The following is a 17,899-nucleotide window of genomic DNA, read 5'->3' on the forward strand; positions in this document are numbered from 1 at the left end:
ACCCTAGTGATATCAATTCCGGTTCTATTGGAATGATTAAACCGCAGAGGACGCAGAGGATACAGAGAAAGGGAAGAGAGAGATGAATAATTGCGAGGCCAACGGATTTGACATAACTTATCTTAGATACCCAACTTATTTAAGAAGTTGGGTATGTGCGTATTATATTTTTTATCCTTGTTCCGGCACTCTCACCTTATTACCAATCAAGTTCAGAAAACTCGCTCCAAAATGTTGAATCTCCAAAAAATTAGCATAAGCAGGAGTTGACTTGTAAACTCTAAAAGTCCGCATAATTCCTAAAGTCGCCGCGCTTTCCAGCGGGCCAATAAAGCTAGTATCCCTATCCAAAAAATGAGACTGCTTAGCCCAGTGTGCCATCTGTTCCGCATTCAAAAAATAGCACCCGGAATGAGGATTCAACGCCCGCTCAAAAGCGATTGTTTGTTCCATGATTTTTCCCATTAACTGCCGCTGCTCCTCTACATTTTGAAACGGAGAAGTTGCTGATTCTGCTAAATCACCATCAACATATGCTTTAAAAACCGCGCCTTTAGGCGCTATTTCATAGCGATTAGGTTGCAGCAAATTCCCATTCCCTCCGTGATGCGTAAACCACTTTAATTTACTAAAAAACCACGGATCATGCAGAACTAAATCATCTTCCAAATAACAGAAATAATCGTATTTGTTAAGACACGCCCGCAAAACGGCTTGACACTCAAACCCCAACAGCAGCGGTTCACATTTTGTAGCGTGGTGCATAAAACATCTGGGCTGCACTGGCAGTTGAGGCAACAGATGATAACCTTGAGTAGTGCAAACAACAATGTCAATTTCGTGCTGTTGAGATTGATTTGCTGGGATAGTTGCACATTCGGCAATGTCAATCATAGACTGAGATTTGCCGTACAAAGCTTGCAGCGCTGTCACGCAAGCGGTTAAAGCATTTAGTCGTGGTTGCGGATCATTTCGCTGGGAAGCGTGTTTCCCGTCGCCGCTGGGATTGTAAAAGTGAGCAATAGTGAATAGAATTCGCATTGGTGTGGAGTAACAATTAGAAATTAAACAATAAAACAGAACGATCGCACAATAACCCTATAAATCTTACCGCACTTAGTCACCAAATAACTCCGGCAGGCGATCGCGCAACTCAGCATTTAAACGTGGCAACTCGTCCCGCATTTGTAAGTACCTATCTCGCCGCTGCCGGTAGTGGCCGCACAGCAAGCGGTTGCCGCGCACCCATTCGTAAGCATTCGCGGCTATTCCCCGGCGCATAGAAGTGTCAGAAATCAGCGAATTTAGTTTGGTTTCAAACTCTTTTTCATATCTATAAATCAATCCGGTTTCACCTTCTACAATCGAATGTTCGTACACGGTGGGACTTGCCAGCACCGCTACTCCCCGCGCTGCACATTCAATAAATTTTAAGTCGGATTTCATTTCGTTTACCGGGTTGGAAACCAGCGGTAACAGAGCGATATCACAACTGTACATAATTTCTTGATACCGTTCGTAACTGCAAAAGGGTTCAAATTCTTTTTGCTGTATTTTTAAGGCTTCAAAAAATTTTCTATCGTGGATTACTTTAACTCGAATTCGGTGCTTGTGTGCAACTAAAACTCGATTTAGCGCTGCCATAATCGGCTGCCAATCTTGTTCGCGGTTGAGCGCACCAAAAAAGATTGTGACTGTATCTTCTGCCGGATAAATTCGCGGCGGAGGTAGATAGGCTAATTGATTCGGAAATACGGCCACATTGGGATTGTAATGCCGCAAAATTTTTGCTAGCGGTTCGGTAGAAGTTTGAACGCAGTGACAGCCGCGATAGCTGAGGTAATTATTGTCGGCGTATTCGCGGCGGCGGACGGGATTATCGTCAATTTCTGCTACTATTAAATAGCCTTGTTGAAGCAGTTCTTTTAGTTGGGGAATATAGGCGGGATATTGCATGATTGTCCGCTGCCAGATGAACACTTTTTCTTCTTCCGGCAGCGGCGGAATTAATTCTGCTTTTTTCACGCCGGATACGGTGCGGACACCGGGAATTGTGGCGCTAAATTTGTCCGGTTCCAAAACTCGCACGCGATCGCACCCTGTAGGAGCCATAATGATAGTCTGAATCAGTAGTCTGCGCGCAGGTACGGTCGATTTGGTCGATCGCACGATATAATATTCAGCACCGGTTTCGGTAGCAAAACTGCTCGATGTGAGTTCTAAAGCCTTTACCATTGGATGCAGTAATTCCTGAAAGTGGACAAAATTTTCCGTTTTGTGTCCCTTTCCTTGAAATTCATAAACCTGCAATCCGGCTTGAGCAAATAGTGATTTAATACTTTCTAGGGTAAACCAGTGCTGCATCTTGTTGTCGGGATTCTCCCACTGTCCCCGCAACAGATTGACAATCCGCCGCCAGTATTGAACATTAGGGATTCTGGCGAGAATTTGCCCCTCTGGATTCAGCAAACCACTGTACTGCTGGAGCACTTCCCAGGGATTTTTGAGGTAGGGTAGCAAGTCACCAAAAACCAAACAATCGACGGTTCCTGGGGCGATGTCGAGACTTTCGAGGGCAATTTCTTCAATATTGGCGAACGTCACCCAGTTTAGGCGATCGACTGCAATTTTAGCTTTTTCTCGATCGCATTCAATGCCAATATACTGACAATGAGGATTGATCAGCTTGTACTCTTGGCCCATCGCACCCGTACCGCAGCCAATTTCAACAATGACTTTAGCATCCGGCGGTAGCAGCTTCAAGAGGTCGTGGTTGACGCGATCGATCACTTTCTCTAAAATTCCTGATTAGTTTATCGTAAAATAAAATAGAGCAACCCATGCCGACAGACAACGAGCCCAAGGTTAGCATTGCGATGCCAGTATACAATGGCGATCGGCACATTTGTCAAGCACAAAATTTTCTGTGGCCAACTCTTTCTATTCCCTCTCTTCTCTTCCTCTGCGTTCTCTGCGCCCTCTGCGGTTCATTTAATCTTATTCACCCATCCTCCAAGGATTGGTATATCTTAGCAAATATTGAGCCAAATTATAATTTTTTCTCAACTCCTACCCTCCTTTAGCGCAATTGAGGCTCTCCATTAATTCGGCTTTTTCCCCAAAAATAAACACAACAATTTGCTGAATACATTATAAACTATGAACTCAAATCTAGGAATTAACATCGCCGGCTACATCAGCGGCGAATTTGGCATAGGAGAAGGTGTCCGAGCCAACATCAGAGCCACAGAAGCCGCCAAGATTCCCTTCGTCATCAACAATTTTACCCGCAGTCCCCACCGCAAACAAGACACCACCTATCAAAATTTTAGCCAAGACAATCCCCATCCCGTAAACTTAATTCAAGTCAACGCCGATGAAGTTGCAACCTTTATCAAACATACAGGTTCCAGCTATTTTGAAAACAAATACAATATCGGCTTTTGGGCTTGGGAACTTCCCGAATTTCCCCCAGAATGGCAGCCAGCATTTAATCACTTTCACGAAATATGGACTTACAGCAACTATTGCGCCGAGGCAATTTCCGCAGTCTCGCCAATTCCCGTTATCAAAATTATGCCCAGTATTGCTCTCCCCGCACCTTCCCTTAACAGAGAAGCACTGAATTTACCTAAAGATAAATTTATTTTCTTGTTTGCCTTCGACTTTTCCAGCCGCATCGAGCGCAAAAATACTTTAGCGACAATTCAAGCATTTAAACAAGCTTTTGGCGAAGATAACCGCCTCTTGTTGATTATCAAATCTTCTAATTCCAACAAAAATTTAGAGCAGAAAAACTTATTAAATTATGCTATCGCCAATTCTGCAAATATCAAACATCTAGACGGGTATTTGTCTAAAAATAAACTTAACGGTTTGCTGTACAATTGCGACTGTTATGTATCCCTGCACCGCTGCGAAGGATTTGGCTTAACAATGGCTGAAGCCATGTTTTACGGCAAACCCGTAATTGCCACCGGCTATTCATCAAATACAGAATTTATGAATGTCGGCAACAGCTATTTAGTTAAGTATAAGTTAATCCCTATTGAGAAAGATTGTGGGCCTTACAAAAAAGGCAATGTTTGGGCCGAAGCGGATGTCGAACACGCTGCTGATTTAATGCGGTACGTCTTCAACAATTACCGGGAGGCTCAACAAATTGGAGCGATAGCTGCTGAGGAAATTAAGACTTTACTCAACCCGCAAGTTACAGGGAATAAAATTAGAAAACGTCTCGAATATATTGCCGAGATTACCGATAACTTTCAAAGCATACCTCTGTCAGGAACAGCCAAAGCGAAGTCGGGCCAAATTAGGGCTAACTTGCCACCCTCAAAGCAACAAAGTCAATCAAAAGCCGAACTGCTAAACGGACAGCCGAAGGTTAGCATCTGCATTCCGACATACAACGGAGAAGCATTTATTGGGGAAGCAATCAAAAGTGCTTTGGCCCAAACCTACGCTAACATAGAACTGATTATATCCGACGACGGCTCTACCGACCGCACAATTGCGATCGCCCAATCATTCCAATCACAAACCTCAGTCGATTTCCGCATCGTACTGCACCGCAACTACGGCTTATCACAAAACTGGAACTTCTGCATATCCCAAGCAACAGGTCAATACATTAAATTTCTCTTTCAAGACGACTTGCTCGCACCAGAATGTATTGATAAAATGGTTGCAGTCGCCCAACAACACCCAGAAATAGGTATGGTTTTCTCCCCGCGCGGCATCACCATAGCTCAAGATGAATCTAACCCTATTTTGCGAAGAGCTTCCCAATCAATTAAAGATTTGCATAAAAATTGGTCAAATTTAAAGTCTATTCAGCCCGGAAAAGAATTACTGGCAGATACTAACTGCTTGAGCAACCCCATAAACAAAATTGGCGAACCCAGTACCGTCTTAATTGCCGCGCGAGTCTTTGAAGAAATAGGATTATTTGATTCCGGATTATCTCAGTATGTAGACTTAGATATGTGGTGGCGGATCATGGGGAACTATCATATCGGATTTGTAGATGAAAAACTGTCTTCCCTGCGGATTCATCCCGAACAACAAACTTGGAAAAACTTCGCTGCTGGGGAAAATCATAAGGATGTAGTAAGATTTTACAAAAAACTACTAAATAGTCCAGATTACAGTTTCTTGGAGCAACAAATCAAACAGACCATCCGCCAAAAGCTGGCATTGAGAACCCAGCCGAGTTTATCGGAATTGTCAGCACTGCTTGAGCAATACAATAAATTACCCTCAAAACAGCCTCTTCTCGCGCTGCGCCCATACCGCCAACAGCTAGCTGAATATTGGCTGAATTTGCCAGGAAAAAATTTAGAAAATGCTTACTCGAAAGACATGGGTAAAGCTCATAAATTGCTATTAGGTAGCGCCCTCAAAAATGAAACTTTAACTGAGAAAGAACAACGTTTTGTCCAGCAGTTATCCTCGAAACTTGCAGAAGGAGGGGAAATTGCCGAGAAGATGCAATATCTCCTCGCAGCGATGCTGTACCGCGACGCTTATCAGTTGCCAATTGAGTATAACAATGCAGCGATTCCCCAGTGGTTTTTTGACGACTTTTTGAAATTTATATTTCAGTCTCCCGGTTATTTTAAACACAACTGGGAAGTAGAAAGGTACTCTGAATATTTCCAGCAGTTAATCAAGTACGTCGCTGCTAATATCGCCAGTTTTCCCGATTCAGAAGTTTGGCGTTATTTGGCTGTTTTTATTGCGAAAAATGTTAGCTTCCAAGCTTTGTATTTGAGCGAGGTCAATCTGCTCAATATATTGATTCAGCGAGCTGATATTCTGGAATTTTATTTGAAAAATATCGGCTGTCAAATAGAATGGAATTTTCCTCAGAGAGAACCTGAAAAAACTAAAATCCGAGTGGGCTTTTTGCTTGGTAAAATTAGTGATGAATCCGAGACTCGTGCAGCAATTCCTAGTTTTGAATATTTAGACAGAAGCAAATTTGAAATTATCGTGTACTATTTCCAGGTACAAGACGAGCGACTGGGGAAATATTGCGAAAATTGCGCCGACAAACTGGTGCAACTGTCAGAAGATTTGCCCAATCAAGTCCGAGAAATGCGATCGCACGATTTAGATATTCTGCTAATCTGCACCAATACTATCGACACTTCGCAACCAAGCGCGCTGCTGTGCCTGCACCGACTAGCCCGAGTGCAAATAGCTAGCGGTGCATTAACCCCCGCAACCACGGGCGCCCGAAATATCGATTATTTCATGGCTGGAGATTTGACATTGCCCGCAGGTGCAGCAGCAGAGTATCGCGAAAAATTAATTACTTTAAAAGGCTCGGGAGTTTGTTTAAGCTATAGTGTAGGATCAGCACCTGCCCGAGTTGAACCGACTCGTAGCAGTTGGGGAGCCACCGAGCAATCTGTAGTGTTCATGTCCGGCGCTCAAGCTTTTACAATTATCCCAGAATTGAGAGAAACTTGGGCAAAAATTATTGCGGCGGTACCAAATTCTATTTTAGTTTTGTATCCCTTTAGTTCCGGCAATGAAAACTATCCGACAGTGCCTTTTTACAACCAAATTCGATCGCTTTTTGCCGAATTTGGGATTGACAAAAAGCGCTTAGTTGTGATTAAAGCGCTGCCATCTCGCGCAGATTGCATAAAATGTCTGGAATTGGCTGATATATATTTAGACTCCTATCCATACAGCAGTGCCTGCTCCTTAGCAGAACCGCTGTTGGCAGGGTTGCCTGTAGTGGTAAGAAAAGGGCAAACAACTCGATCGCGACAATCAGCAGCCGTGATCGAAGAACTGCTAATTCCGGAACTGGTAGCAAATAGCGAGAACTCTTATTTAGAGATCAGCATAGCTCTGGGAACCAACCCAGAACTGCGCCAGCACTACCGCGAGCGAACCCAGCAAAAAATGGCGGCAAACCCCAAATATCTCGACAGTCGCGCTTGCTCGACCCAACTCGAAACACTCTTTGAAAGACTATTCCGAGAGTGAAGGAAGAAGGAAGTTCAGCAACTAAGCAGTGTACGGGATTTAACGGATGGATGTTGAGGGAAGAAGGAAGATGGCAGAAGTAAAGATTTTCCCACTCTCCCACTCTCGCATCCCGCTACCATTATGAGACCCGCGGGGAACCCCTCGCTAGGCAGAGCGTCAAGAAATAGACAGCAATAGCGCTAGCCCCCTGACGGTCTGCTATCATCGGGGAATCGAGGGGTTAGTGGTTGTCGCTCTTTTCCTGCCACAGCTAAATTAAAAGGGGAAGCGCAAGTCAGTTGGAGATAAAAAAATGACAGGACTTTTTCAAATAGGCGATAAATTACTGCAAGCTCAGGATATGCCATCGCTCCTGAAGCGGTACCAGTTGATGCCGCAATTCTTGCGCGGTGTAATAATAGACCAAGCGATCGCATCCTTTAGTTGCAGCGACGAAGAACGCCAATCCGCCGTCGAGAACTTTCTGGCACAACACCAACTGACAGCCCCGGAAGCCAAAGAAGCTTGGCTGCGCGGCCAAAATATGACGGAAGAAGAACTTCAAGAGATGGCCGTCAGGCCCTTGCTGATCGAAAAATTTAAGCAAGCCACTTGGAGACCTAAAGTAGATAATTATTTTTTAACCCGCAAAGCCAGCCTAGACCACGTAGTCTATTCCCTGGTACGCACCAAAAATCCAGCACTGGCAAACGAACTTTACTTTCGCATCCTCGAAGGGGAACAAACCTTTGCTGAAGTGGCCCGCGACTATTCCGAAGGGCCCGAGTCCAAGTCAGGTGGCTTGTTGGGCCCAGTACCCCTCTCGCAGCCCCACCCGGCAATCAGCAAACTTTTGTCCGTCAGCCAGCCAAATCAACTCTGGACGCCGCGTCCTCTGGCAGAATGGATGGTAATTATTCGGCTAGAAAAGTTCATGCCGGCCCAGCTCGATGAATCGATGCGGCTGCACTTGATTAACGAACTCTTTGAAAGCTGGCTCGCCGAACAGATATCGCAAATAGGCCCGCTACAGCCCCTCTCCTCGGTGTCTTCAATATCATGACAATCAAGCAATTTGGTCAGGGGCCCCCGGATTTATCCGTGGAGACTTGAAAAAGCGTAGCATCCTGACAAAAACCCCCTGGATTCATCTGTGGATTCAATCTAAAATCTAAAATCTAAAATCTAAAATTGGATGACTTCTTCCGCTGTTTCCCTCTCCCAAATTCAGGATTTCCTAGCTCAAACACCTCCCTTTGACCGACTGTCAGAGACGGCTCTGACAGCCTTGGTGGCTAAATGCCAACTCCTTGGCTACCGGACGGGGCAACCCCTGTTTGAACGGGAAAAAATGCCGACTCAGGTGGCAATTATCTATCAAGGCCAGGCCCGGCTGCTGGGCTTTGACCAGCGCTCGCAGCGCCACGTAAGTTTACGCTTGGTGCAGTCGAAGGAAATTCTCGGCTGGGCTGGCTTGCTCAGGGGAGTTCCCTGCGAAACGGCGATCGCTTCTACAGATGTGATCGCGATCGTCCTACCTGCCGAAGATTTCCTGAGCGTACTGGAAAAACAGCCGACATTTGGAGAAGCCTTTCGCGAACACTGTTCCTTGAGCGAAGTATTTGAACTGTTGAGCCTGGAGTTGCAGCGCCAAGCGGACGGCACTTCCAATCTCAAGGAACTCACCCTGCAAGCTTGGCAAGATGCGACAGTTGTCAACGTGCCAAACGGCAACAAAAAAACTCAAGACATCGCCAAAGAGCTAGATGCCGATCGAGTTTGGCTCGTCAGCAGCGGCGTCTTGGGCGACTTTCCCACCGGCAGCCGCTTCTCTGTGGAAAACGCCGCCAAATCCTTAAAAGTAGAAGGCCGCCTCGGCGCCCGCTTGGTCGGCTTCCGGGAACCCCCAGAACCCCAACCCGAAACAGACTCATTCGATGGCACGACCGATCCAGCAGGCTTGGTGCAGAAGGCGCCCGGCGACGGAACATTCATCGAGGTTATACCCGGCCCAGACCGTCCCCCAGAACCCACAACCGACCAACCAAAGGATGCGGCGAGATACCCAGTTTTCCGCGCCAAAGGGCAGATTGACGCCCCGCTAGCTTGCTTCCAAATGTTGAGCAAGTATTTCGGCCTCAAATTTCGTCGAGATATCATCCGCAAAGTTCTAGAAAATCAGTTAAAAACCGCCGGTTCCATCAGCATCCAAGCCTGCGGTGCGATCGCCCAAAGCATTGGCCTCACGCCCCAATTGGCGCAAGTGCCAGCAGAAGCCATCAACCGAATCAAAGCCCCGGTAATGATTAAATGGGAAGACAGCTTTGCCATTATTTACAGCATTACCGAGCAAGAATTGGTGATGGCGACAGCCGAAAAAGGGTTGATGCGGAAGCGGATACCTCAGTTTAGAGAAACCTGGGGAGAATCAGGAGAAGTCCTGCTGCTGCAAGCTCCGCAAGTTGAACAAAAAGAGCAGTTCAGCTTCTGGTGGTTTGTGCCGGCGCTGATGGAACACAAGACAGTGTTTTTTGAGGTGTTGCTCGCTTCGTTTTTTGTACAGTTATTTGGTCTGGCAAACCCATTAATCAGCCAAGTAATTATTGATAAAGTATTAGGTCAGCGCAGCATTGACACCTTGGATATTTTGGGGGCATTTCTGTTAGGTGTTGCTCTGTTTGAAGGACTGCTCAACGGTTTGCGTACCTTTTTGTTTATAGATACCTCAAACCGCATCGATGTCAAATTAAGTGCAGAAGTCATCGACCACTTACTCCGGCTGCCCCAGAATTACTTTGATAATCGGCGGGTGGGAGATCTGGTTTACAAATTCAGCATGATGGGCCAGATTCGGGAATTTATGACGAGTACAGCTCTGACAGTGGTTCTTGATGCGGTATTTTCGGTGGTTTACGTCGCCGTTATGCTCTCTTACAGCGTGCAGCTAACGTTTGTATCTTTGGCAGTGGTACCGATACTGGGGCTGATGATTGTTCTAATCAATCCGCTGGTGCTGCGCCTGATCAAACAGAGAAATATGCGTTTTGCTGACTCTCAATCTTATCTAGTGGAAGTAGTCAGCGGGATTCAAACTGTTAAGGCTCAAAATATTGAATTGAAATCCCGTTGGGAGTGGTCGAGCCGCTACGCAAAATACATTACAGCCAGTTTTAAAACAATTATCACGGGAACTACGGCCGGTACGGTTAGCAGCTTTTTAAACCAGGTGGGTAACTTAGCTCAGTTGTGGGTGGGAGCTTATTTGGTACTGGGAAATCAGATTACTTTGGGTCAGTTGATTGCTTTCCGAATTATTTCCGGGAACGTGACTGGTTCGCTGCTGCGTTTTGTGAGCGTGTGGCAGAGTTTCCAAGAAGTCTCGATGTCGATCGATATGCTCAAGGATATCGTCGATAAGCCGACGGAAACCAGCGATGAAGACCGGAGCAATATCCCGCTGCCGGCAATTCAAGGGCAGGTTACCTATGAGGAGGTTTCCTTCCGATTCCTCGAAAGCGGCCCACTGCAACTGGCGAATGTGAATTTGGAATTTCCCGCTGGCAGTTTTGTGGGAATTGTGGGGGGAAGCGGTTCCGGTAAAAGTACGGCGATGAAGCTGTTGCAGCGTCTTTATCCGCCGCTGTCGGGCCGGATTTTTATTGACGGGTACGACATTTCTAAGGTGGAACTGTACTCGCTTCGCAGCCAACTTGGGGTGGTATTGCAAGATACTTTGCTGTTTAACTGCTCAGTACAGGAAAATATTGCTCTGAGCAATCCCGATGCGAGTACGGATGAGATTGTGCGAGCTGCGAAATTAGCGGTAGCTCACGATTTTATTATGGGCTTGCCTGCTGGCTACAATACGATAGTCGGAGAGCGGGGGGCCTCGCTTTCTGGGGGTCAAAGACAGCGTTTGGCGATCGCCCGCACGATTTTACAAAACCCGAAACTGCTGATTTTAGACGAAGCTACAAGCGCCCTCGACTACCATTCAGAACGCCAAGTTTGCAATAACTTAGCAGAAGCTTTCGCCGGCCGCACGGTGTTTTTCATTACTCACCGCCTGACGACAATCCAAAACGCCGACATAATTATTATGATGGATCAAGGTTCTGTAGTCGAGCGGGGAACTCATAAAGAATTAATGGCTCTTAAAGGGCGTTACTACTGCCTCTTCCAACAACAAGAGTCATCGAATACCTGATATCTAAAAACTCACAACTGATCGCTAACGCTTAACAACTGACAACTAACAAATGGCAATGAAATCGGTAATACTTTCTGAGCAACCAGTCATTCTCGAAAAACCAGCGATTTGGTCGCACTTGTTTTTGTGGATGATCATGCTGATGACCACTTCTGCTGTAGTTTGGGCTTATTTTGCTAGCGTAGAGCAAGCTGTCCCCGCTGTGGGCCAATTAGAGCTAAAAGATGGTGCTAGAGACATCCAAGCACCTGCTACGGGCGCTGTGGTGAGACTTCACGTTGAAAATGGCGATCGTGTGGAAAAAAACCAGCCTCTGCTCACTTTCAACCCCCTTGCACCCAGTGCCGATTTAACATCGATACAGAAAACTAAAGAAGCTCTGGAAAAGGAAAATAAATTTTACGAAGATGTTGTCAACGGCAAAATTCAAGGCGCTGTTCCTTCTAACCTAGAATCAACAATCAAGGACAGACAGAGCCTCACGGCACAAAATCAAGTGCTGCAAGCTTTGATTGACGAACTGTACCTAAATCGGGGAGCTAGCGGAAATTTTGATGCTGCTCAGCAAGGACTTTATGTTAATTATCGATCGGAGTTTCTGTCTCGCGTCGCTGCTGCTCAAGGCCAAGTTCAGGAGTTGGAAAAACAACTGAAGCAAGCTCAGGATGCTGAGAAAGCCGCCGGCGATCAAATGACAGTGGCACAGCAACAATTGGGTTTTGCCCAGAACCAATTAAATTATGCTCAGCAGCAGTTAGCTTCTTCGCAAGAGCAAGTAAAATCAGCCCTGGCTCAGAAAGATTTGGCCCAAGAACAGTTAACGAAATCCCAACAAGTATTGAAGTCGAATCAAAACATTCTAGGCAGACTCGCCCCCCTGGTAGAGGAAGGAGCCATCGCTGAACTGCAAAAAGAAAAACAGGAACAAGATGTTTTCAGAGGGCAAAGCGACGTTCTCAAACAGCAAGATCAAATCAAGCAGCGCGAAGGTGAAATCAACTCTCGCAAAGGCGAAATTAACACGCGCCTCGGTGAAATCAATACGCGCCGAGGCGAAATTAACGCGCGTCAAGGTGATATCCAAAAAATTAGTGCTGAAATACAGCGCCAGCAAGGAGAGCAAGCGCGCATTCAGGAGTCCATCGCCCGCGCCGAAGAACAATTGAAAAACACCAAGGATTCCTGGGCGAAAGAACTTTATACCAAAATTGCTGAAAACCAGAAACAAATTGCCAGCAGCGATTCTCAGCTAAGTCGCTTCAAAGTGGAAAACCTAAAAAAGCTGTCCGAGGTGAACGCTCAGCTAGAAAAGGCTCAACAAAACCGCGACACTCAAGTTCTGAAAGCTCCGGTATCCGGTGTTATCTTCGATTTGAAACCTTCTAAGAAGGAGAACGCTAAGCTGGATATAGCGAAAGATCCGATATGCCAATCCATTATTAATTCGGTGGTGAAACCGGGCGAACCGCGCCCAGCACGCTGCGAAGAAGCTTATTACGAAGCGCAGCAAACTGAAAAGCTACTCAAGGTTTTGGATGACGAAAACGGTCTGGAAGCAGTTGTTTACCTGGAGAACAGCAATGTGGCTCTGGTATTGGATGCTTTGAGACAGAAGCGGGAAAAATTGGAGCCGTATCACGGCAAACAATTAGACGGAGAAAAGGTTGACTGCGAAAAAGGTAAAAGTTGCGTTTGTCCAGAGAAGGAAGTTAACAGAGAGAAACTGGGTTTGACCAAATACCAATGCGTTCCTGTGGAAGTGAATGTTGAAGCTTTTCCGGCTATGGAGTTTGGTACTGCTGAGGGTGAAGTGAAAGAGATTAGCAGCGATGCTGAGCCTCCTACTGAACTCCGGAAATACTACGCTTTCAAAACCAAAATTAAGCTCAAGAATCAGAAGTTTGTTTTGAACAAGGGCAAGGCAAATGAAGTGGAGGTTGGTTTGCAGTCGGGAATGTCCGTGAGTTCTAATATTAATATCGGCAAGCGGACTGTTTTGCAGATGTTTATCAACCGATTTACTGGCAAATTAGATACATTCAAGACTGTTAAGTAATTCGGTTAACCGAATGGAACGCGAGACTTTTAGGCTGTTCGGAAACCCGGTTTCTTCAAGAAACCGGGTTTCTAGGTGTTATGTTTTTAAACTTGTTTGTAGTAAGGAATGCAAGTCGCGATCGGTCCAAACTATGAGGAGTAAAGTCTTCACTACACACTTGATAAAAATTATTTAACCGGGTTTGATATAAAATGGTGATGGCAATCAGTGCGATCGCACTTTCATGAAAAAAATTATCTTATTTACTTTATACCTAATTCCTGTTGTCCTGTTAATCGGATTTGTAGCGAATTTTAGCGTTAACGTTCCCGTTGATGACGAGTGGAGGTTAGCTAGCCTTTTTGAAAAAATAGCTGCGGGAAATGTAACTTTTAACGATTTTTGGGCTTTGCACAGCAACCACCGCATACTTTTCCCTAAAATAATTATTGCGGTGCTGGCTTTTGCTTCCCGATGGAATATTAATTATCAGTTGTGTCTCAGCATAGGTTTGGCTGCGATAACTTTTATCGCTATGTACAAGTTATCCTCAATGCAAGTTAAGAATGTCGCGGATGATTTGTGGCATTTAGCTAATATTTTAACTTGTATTTTGGTTTTCTCTCTAGTTCAGCACGAAAACTGGCTTTGGGGATTTCAATTAGCTTGGTTTTTCGTAAATTTGTGTTTTGTAACTGCGGTTTATGCGCTGGTTTCACCTCATAAATTAGTGCCTAATATTAGAATCTCTATTGCTGCTGTATTCTGCTTTGTTGCGAGTTTTTCGCTCGCTCAAGGCTTGCTGTCTTGGTTGGCTGCGATGCCGGCTGTGGTGGCTTTGGAGGGAAATACAGCGCAGAACCGAAAAAGAGCGATCGCATGGATGCTGCTGTTTGTGGCAACTTGTGCTGTTTACTCAATAGATTATCATCCTAGCCGGAAAGCAAGTATTATTTCATTGTTGAATAAGCCCCTTGTAGTTATTGATTACTTTTTAAGTTTGCTGGGTTCGCCAATTGTGCGATCGCCTGGAATTTCGGCATTTGTAGGAGTGGTAATATTTGCAAGTTTTGTATTTTTTGTAGTTCATTTTGGAAAAAAGATTGTATCAAGTTCGAGAGCTTCATGTGTCAGCGCTCACTCAGAAAAGCAATTTCACGTCCCGGGGATTGCTCCGTCCCTCCCAATGACAGATAGGAATGATATTTCTGAGAACTATGAGGCTTTACCTTGGCTGTCAATAGGTATTTTTTCGGTTTTATCCGCTCTGTTTATTACGGCTGGGAGGGCAGAATTTGGGGCAATTCACGCGCTAGAATCGTCGAGATATACGACTAATTCGATTTTGCTATTAATTGCTGTGGTTCAGCTAGGACAATTGTTTGTCAGAGGTAATTATCAAGAAAAAAAAGCAACGTTAAAACATAATTATAAATTAATTTATCGGGTAGTTGCAGGGCTGTTAATTGCTACAATTATTCTTAACTCTCAACAGGCGATCGCCCAATCTCGATCAGCACTTCTTTACAAACAAGGCGCTCAAGATTGTTTGCAGTTAATTAACTATCTGGAACCCTCATATTTTTTTGATAATTCGCCCGAAAGCTGTTTGAGGGTGCTGAGCAAAAAAACGTGGCTGGTGAGAGAAGGCGCTGCAATTATCGATAAAATAGGTTGGATCAAGTTCGCGAAAAATGTAGAGTTTATTTCTAATACCGAGAAAGTTTACGGCTATTTAGACAAACCTCAAACCAGCGAGAAATCGGTGACTGTCAAGAAAAATGCTGCTGTCAAGGCTGCCGGTTGGGCGGTTTTGCCAGAAAAATTGCCACAGCCGAACATTGTACTGCTATCTGTGGGCGACAAAAAATCTTTTTTTGCTAACGCTTATGTAAATTTGGACAGTCCCGACATCGCTAAGAGTTTCAAATCTGAGTTATACAATAATGCAAGGTGGGCTGTTGATTTGTCGGATAATAATTTGCCGATCGCCCAAACGGAAATTAAAGCTTGGGTGTATAATCCTGTTGACAACCAGTTTGTCGAGTTGCGCGGAGGATGAGGAGTGAAAATTTCTGTGATTATACCAGCCCACAATGAGGAGGGCTGCTTGTACGGTACTGTGCGGGCGATCGCCCAAACGCTCGATTTAGAAGGCATTCCGCACGAAATTTTGATTGTCAATGACAACAGTGTCGATCGAACAATTGATATTTGCCAGGAGTTGTCAGAGACTTTTCCCACAGTTAGATACATCAACAATCAACCCCCGAATGGTTTCGGATTTGCTGTGCGCCGGGGATTGGCGGAATTTGACGGAGATGCTGCGGCAATTGTGATGGCGGATGCTTCCGACGATCCCATAGATTTGGTAGCAGGATACCACAAGTTGCAAGAAGGATATGATTGCGTTTTCGGTTCCCGCTTTATCAAAGGTGGCTTTATAGTTGATTATCCAATTCACAAGTTAGCAATTAACCGCTTAGCAAACTGGTTTGTCAAAAGTATTTTCGGCTTGCGGTACAGCGATGTCACCAATGCTTTTAAAATTTACCGCAGAGAAGTGATTGAAGGCGTGCAGCCGATTTTGAGCCATCATTTTAATTTGACAGTGGAACTGCCTTTAAAAGCAATTGTCCGGGGTTTTTCCTATACGGTGATTCCTCTGAGATGGTACAATCGGACTGCCGGCATTTCTAAACTGAAAATAAAAGAGATGGGGAGTCGGTATTTGTTTATTGTCTTGTATGTCTGGCTCGAAAAACATCTCTCTCGCGGCGACTACCACCGGACTAGAAAGATAGCAAAATTAAAAGTGAATGCCTGAGAGAATTTTAATTGTGGGCGGTGCGGGTTTCATTGGCAGTTGTTTGGCAATTGGCCTGAAGAAACTGCACCCGGAATGGCAAATAATTTGTTTAGATAACCTGCGTCGCCGGGGCTCGGAATTGAATCTGCCTCGGCTTAAAAGTTGCGGTATTCAGTTTGTTTACGGGGATATTCGCACAGCGGCAGATTTAGATCCAGTTGCACTCAATGCTGACTGCATTATAGATTGTGCTGCGGAGCCTTCTGTGCTGGCTGGTTTTAGTTCGCCACAGTACGTTTTGCAAACGAATTTACTGGGCACTGTGAATGTTTTGGAGTTGGCGAGACAAACGGGTGCGAGTTTGCTGTTTTTGTCTACGAGCCGGGTTTATCCGATCGCCAGTGTCAAGTCTGTTAAGCTGTTAGAGTTGCCGAATAGATTTGCGATTGCCCCCGAGCAAACTTTACCCGGTATATCCGAGTTGGGCATATCAGAAGACTTCCCTTTAAAAGGACACCGTTCGCTTTACGGAGCAACTAAATTAGCTTCAGAATTGCTGATTGAGGAGTACAGGGAAGCATACAATGTGGCGGCAATTATTAACCGTTGCGGGTTAATTACCGGGGCTTGGCAAATGGGTAAAGTAGATCAGGGAGTTTGCGGTTTGTGGGTGGCGGCTCACTATTTTCAAAAGTCGCTGAGTTATATCGGTTTTGGCGGCAGCGGGAAGCAAGTTAGGGATTTGCTGCACGTTGAAGATTTGTTGAGGTTAGTTAATTATCAGTTAGAAAATTTTCCTGAATTTGATGGCGAAGTTTTTAATGTGGGCGGCGGTTTGAGCAACAGTCTTTCTTTGGTTGAGACAACTGATTTGTGCCAAAAGATTACGGGTAAATCGATTCCGATTCATCCTGTTTTGGAGGAACGCGCGGGGGATATTCCGATTTTTATTACTGATTCTTCTAGGGTGATGGAGAAAACCGGGTGGCAGCCTGTTATTTGGCCGGAAGCAGCTTTGCAGGATATTTATGATTGGATTGCTGCTAATGAGGTGGTTTTAAGTTCGATTTTGTAGGGATTTTTTAACCGCAGATGCAGGCGGATCAACGCGGATCAACGCAGATGTATCGCTCTGCCTGCATCTGACTGGAAATGCGTGTCATGAGTCTCTACCTCTCTGGTTTTGTTTCGATGCTTTAACAAACATTTGGCCTCCCAAAAATTGCCACAAAAAAGGCAATTTTAAGTAAACTTTTAACAGCAAAGGCGAGGCAGGTCTGCCTTTAGTCGAAAATGGTAAAAATCTCGGTATAATTAGGTCGATTTCAAAGCCGACGGTTTGTAACAGTTCTTGCAGCGATAAGTGGGTAATTGGTAATTGATGATCGATAAAGTCGTAATACTCTTTGAAAGAATATTTGAAATTTGGTTGGACAACTAAGAGAGAACCCCCTGGCTTAAGGGCCTCAAAGCAAAATGAGATAATTTGGGTTAGTTCTTCTTTATTGCGGAGATGTTCAAAAAAGTTAGAGATAAATATCCGATCAAATTCTTCGTTAAAAGCTGGTCTGTCGCCCAATTGTAAAACATCAATGTTCAACACTTTTACATCAAAATTTGCAAATAACTTTGAATCGGGATTGAGGTCAATCAAACATTTGTTCTCAGCCACAATTTGATTGATAAACTCGCAGTAACCGCCGCCAATATCTAAAACGGCTGATTCTGGAGGAACATAATTTTGTAAAAAATCTTCAATTAAAACTTTCCAGAGTGCCACCTTCGCTTGCATTTGTCGGGAATCAAAGCGGTTGGCATACAACTTTTTGAGATATGTGTCAGTTTTCATAGT

Annotated in this window: 10 protein-coding genes; 7 read left to right on the plus strand and 3 right to left on the minus strand. The window is 44.9% G+C overall.

Going from position 1 to position 17,899, the window contains the following annotated elements; genetic code table 11:
• Positions 1 to 171: 171 nt before the first annotated feature.
• Entirely contained in the window at positions 172 to 1,041 is an 870-nt protein-coding gene (locus QUA04_RS10515) for a calcium-binding protein (RefSeq protein WP_333256409.1), read from the minus strand.
• A 75-nt stretch (positions 1,042 to 1,116) separates the two neighbouring features.
• Positions 1,117 to 2,790: a methyltransferase domain-containing protein gene (locus tag QUA04_RS10520; RefSeq protein WP_333256412.1), complete on the minus strand. Its 1,674-nt coding sequence runs from the start codon at positions 2,788 to 2,790 to the stop codon at positions 1,117 to 1,119.
• A gap of 369 nt (positions 2,791 to 3,159) precedes the next feature.
• Between QUA04_RS10520 and QUA04_RS10525 the strand changes: the two genes are divergently transcribed.
• The 7 genes from QUA04_RS10525 to QUA04_RS10555 all read left to right on the plus strand — a co-directional run bounded on the left by QUA04_RS10525 (position 3,160) and on the right by QUA04_RS10555 (position 17,122).
• Positions 3,160 to 7,008, plus strand: a complete 3,849-nt coding sequence (locus QUA04_RS10525; RefSeq protein ID WP_333256415.1) for a glycosyltransferase — start codon at positions 3,160 to 3,162, stop codon at positions 7,006 to 7,008.
• Positions 7,009 to 7,303: 295 nt separating this feature from the next.
• Positions 7,304 to 8,053, plus strand: coding sequence for a peptidylprolyl isomerase (locus QUA04_RS10530; RefSeq protein WP_333256418.1), 750 nt, complete (start codon positions 7,304 to 7,306; stop codon positions 8,051 to 8,053).
• 132 nt (positions 8,054 to 8,185) lie between these two features.
• Positions 8,186 to 11,197: a peptidase domain-containing ABC transporter gene (locus QUA04_RS10535; protein ID WP_333256421.1), complete on the plus strand. Its 3,012-nt coding sequence runs from the start codon at positions 8,186 to 8,188 to the stop codon at positions 11,195 to 11,197.
• A 52-nt stretch (positions 11,198 to 11,249) separates the two neighbouring features.
• The gene (locus QUA04_RS10540; protein ID WP_445242312.1) at positions 11,250 to 13,256 is read left to right on the plus strand and encodes a chromosome partitioning protein ParA; all 2,007 of its coding nucleotides are present in this window, start codon (positions 11,250 to 11,252) and stop codon (positions 13,254 to 13,256) included.
• A 226-nt stretch (positions 13,257 to 13,482) separates the two neighbouring features.
• On the plus strand, positions 13,483 to 15,300 hold the full coding sequence (locus tag QUA04_RS10545; RefSeq protein WP_333256426.1) for a hypothetical protein: 1,818 nt from the start codon (positions 13,483 to 13,485) through the stop codon (positions 15,298 to 15,300).
• Positions 15,301 to 15,303: 3 nt separating this feature from the next.
• Entirely contained in the window at positions 15,304 to 16,065 is a 762-nt protein-coding gene (locus QUA04_RS10550) for a glycosyltransferase family 2 protein (RefSeq protein WP_333256428.1), read from the plus strand.
• Positions 16,058 to 17,122, plus strand: a complete 1,065-nt coding sequence (locus QUA04_RS10555; protein WP_333256431.1) for an NAD-dependent epimerase/dehydratase family protein — start codon at positions 16,058 to 16,060, stop codon at positions 17,120 to 17,122. Before QUA04_RS10550 ends, QUA04_RS10555 begins: the two co-directional genes overlap by 8 nt.
• 84 nt (positions 17,123 to 17,206) lie before the next feature.
• On the opposite strand, the gene QUA04_RS10560 is transcribed toward QUA04_RS10555, so the two are convergent.
• Entirely contained in the window at positions 17,207 to 17,896 is a 690-nt protein-coding gene (locus QUA04_RS10560; RefSeq protein WP_333256434.1) for a class I SAM-dependent methyltransferase, read from the minus strand.
• Positions 17,897 to 17,899: the final 3 nt, after the last annotated feature.

Origin of the sequence: Microcoleus sp. S13_C5, from assembly GCF_036700845.1 — a bacterium.
In the GTDB taxonomy this organism is placed as follows: Bacteria; Cyanobacteriota; Cyanobacteriia; order Cyanobacteriales; family Microcoleaceae; genus Microcoleus.

What these genes read in the sequence shown, in the direction of transcription:
- QUA04_RS10525 (WP_333256415.1), top strand. Translation starts at nt 3,160, where the DNA reads ATGAACTCAAATCTAGGAATTAACATCGCCGGCTACATCAGCGGCGAA.
- QUA04_RS10555 (WP_333256431.1), top strand. Translation starts at nt 16,058, where the DNA reads ATGCCTGAGAGAATTTTAATTGTGGGCGGTGCGGGTTTCATTGGCAGT.
- QUA04_RS10535 (WP_333256421.1), top strand. Translation starts at nt 8,186, where the DNA reads ATGACTTCTTCCGCTGTTTCCCTCTCCCAAATTCAGGATTTCCTAGCT.
- QUA04_RS10560 (WP_333256434.1), bottom strand. Translation starts at nt 17,896, where the DNA reads ATGAAAACTGACACATATCTCAAAAAGTTGTATGCCAACCGCTTTGAT.
- QUA04_RS10545 (WP_333256426.1), top strand. Translation starts at nt 13,483, where the DNA reads ATGAAAAAAATTATCTTATTTACTTTATACCTAATTCCTGTTGTCCTG.
- QUA04_RS10530 (WP_333256418.1), top strand. Translation starts at nt 7,304, where the DNA reads ATGACAGGACTTTTTCAAATAGGCGATAAATTACTGCAAGCTCAGGAT.
- QUA04_RS10540 (WP_445242312.1), top strand. Translation starts at nt 11,250, where the DNA reads ATGGCAATGAAATCGGTAATACTTTCTGAGCAACCAGTCATTCTCGAA.
- QUA04_RS10515 (WP_333256409.1), bottom strand. Translation starts at nt 1,041, where the DNA reads ATGCGAATTCTATTCACTATTGCTCACTTTTACAATCCCAGCGGCGAC.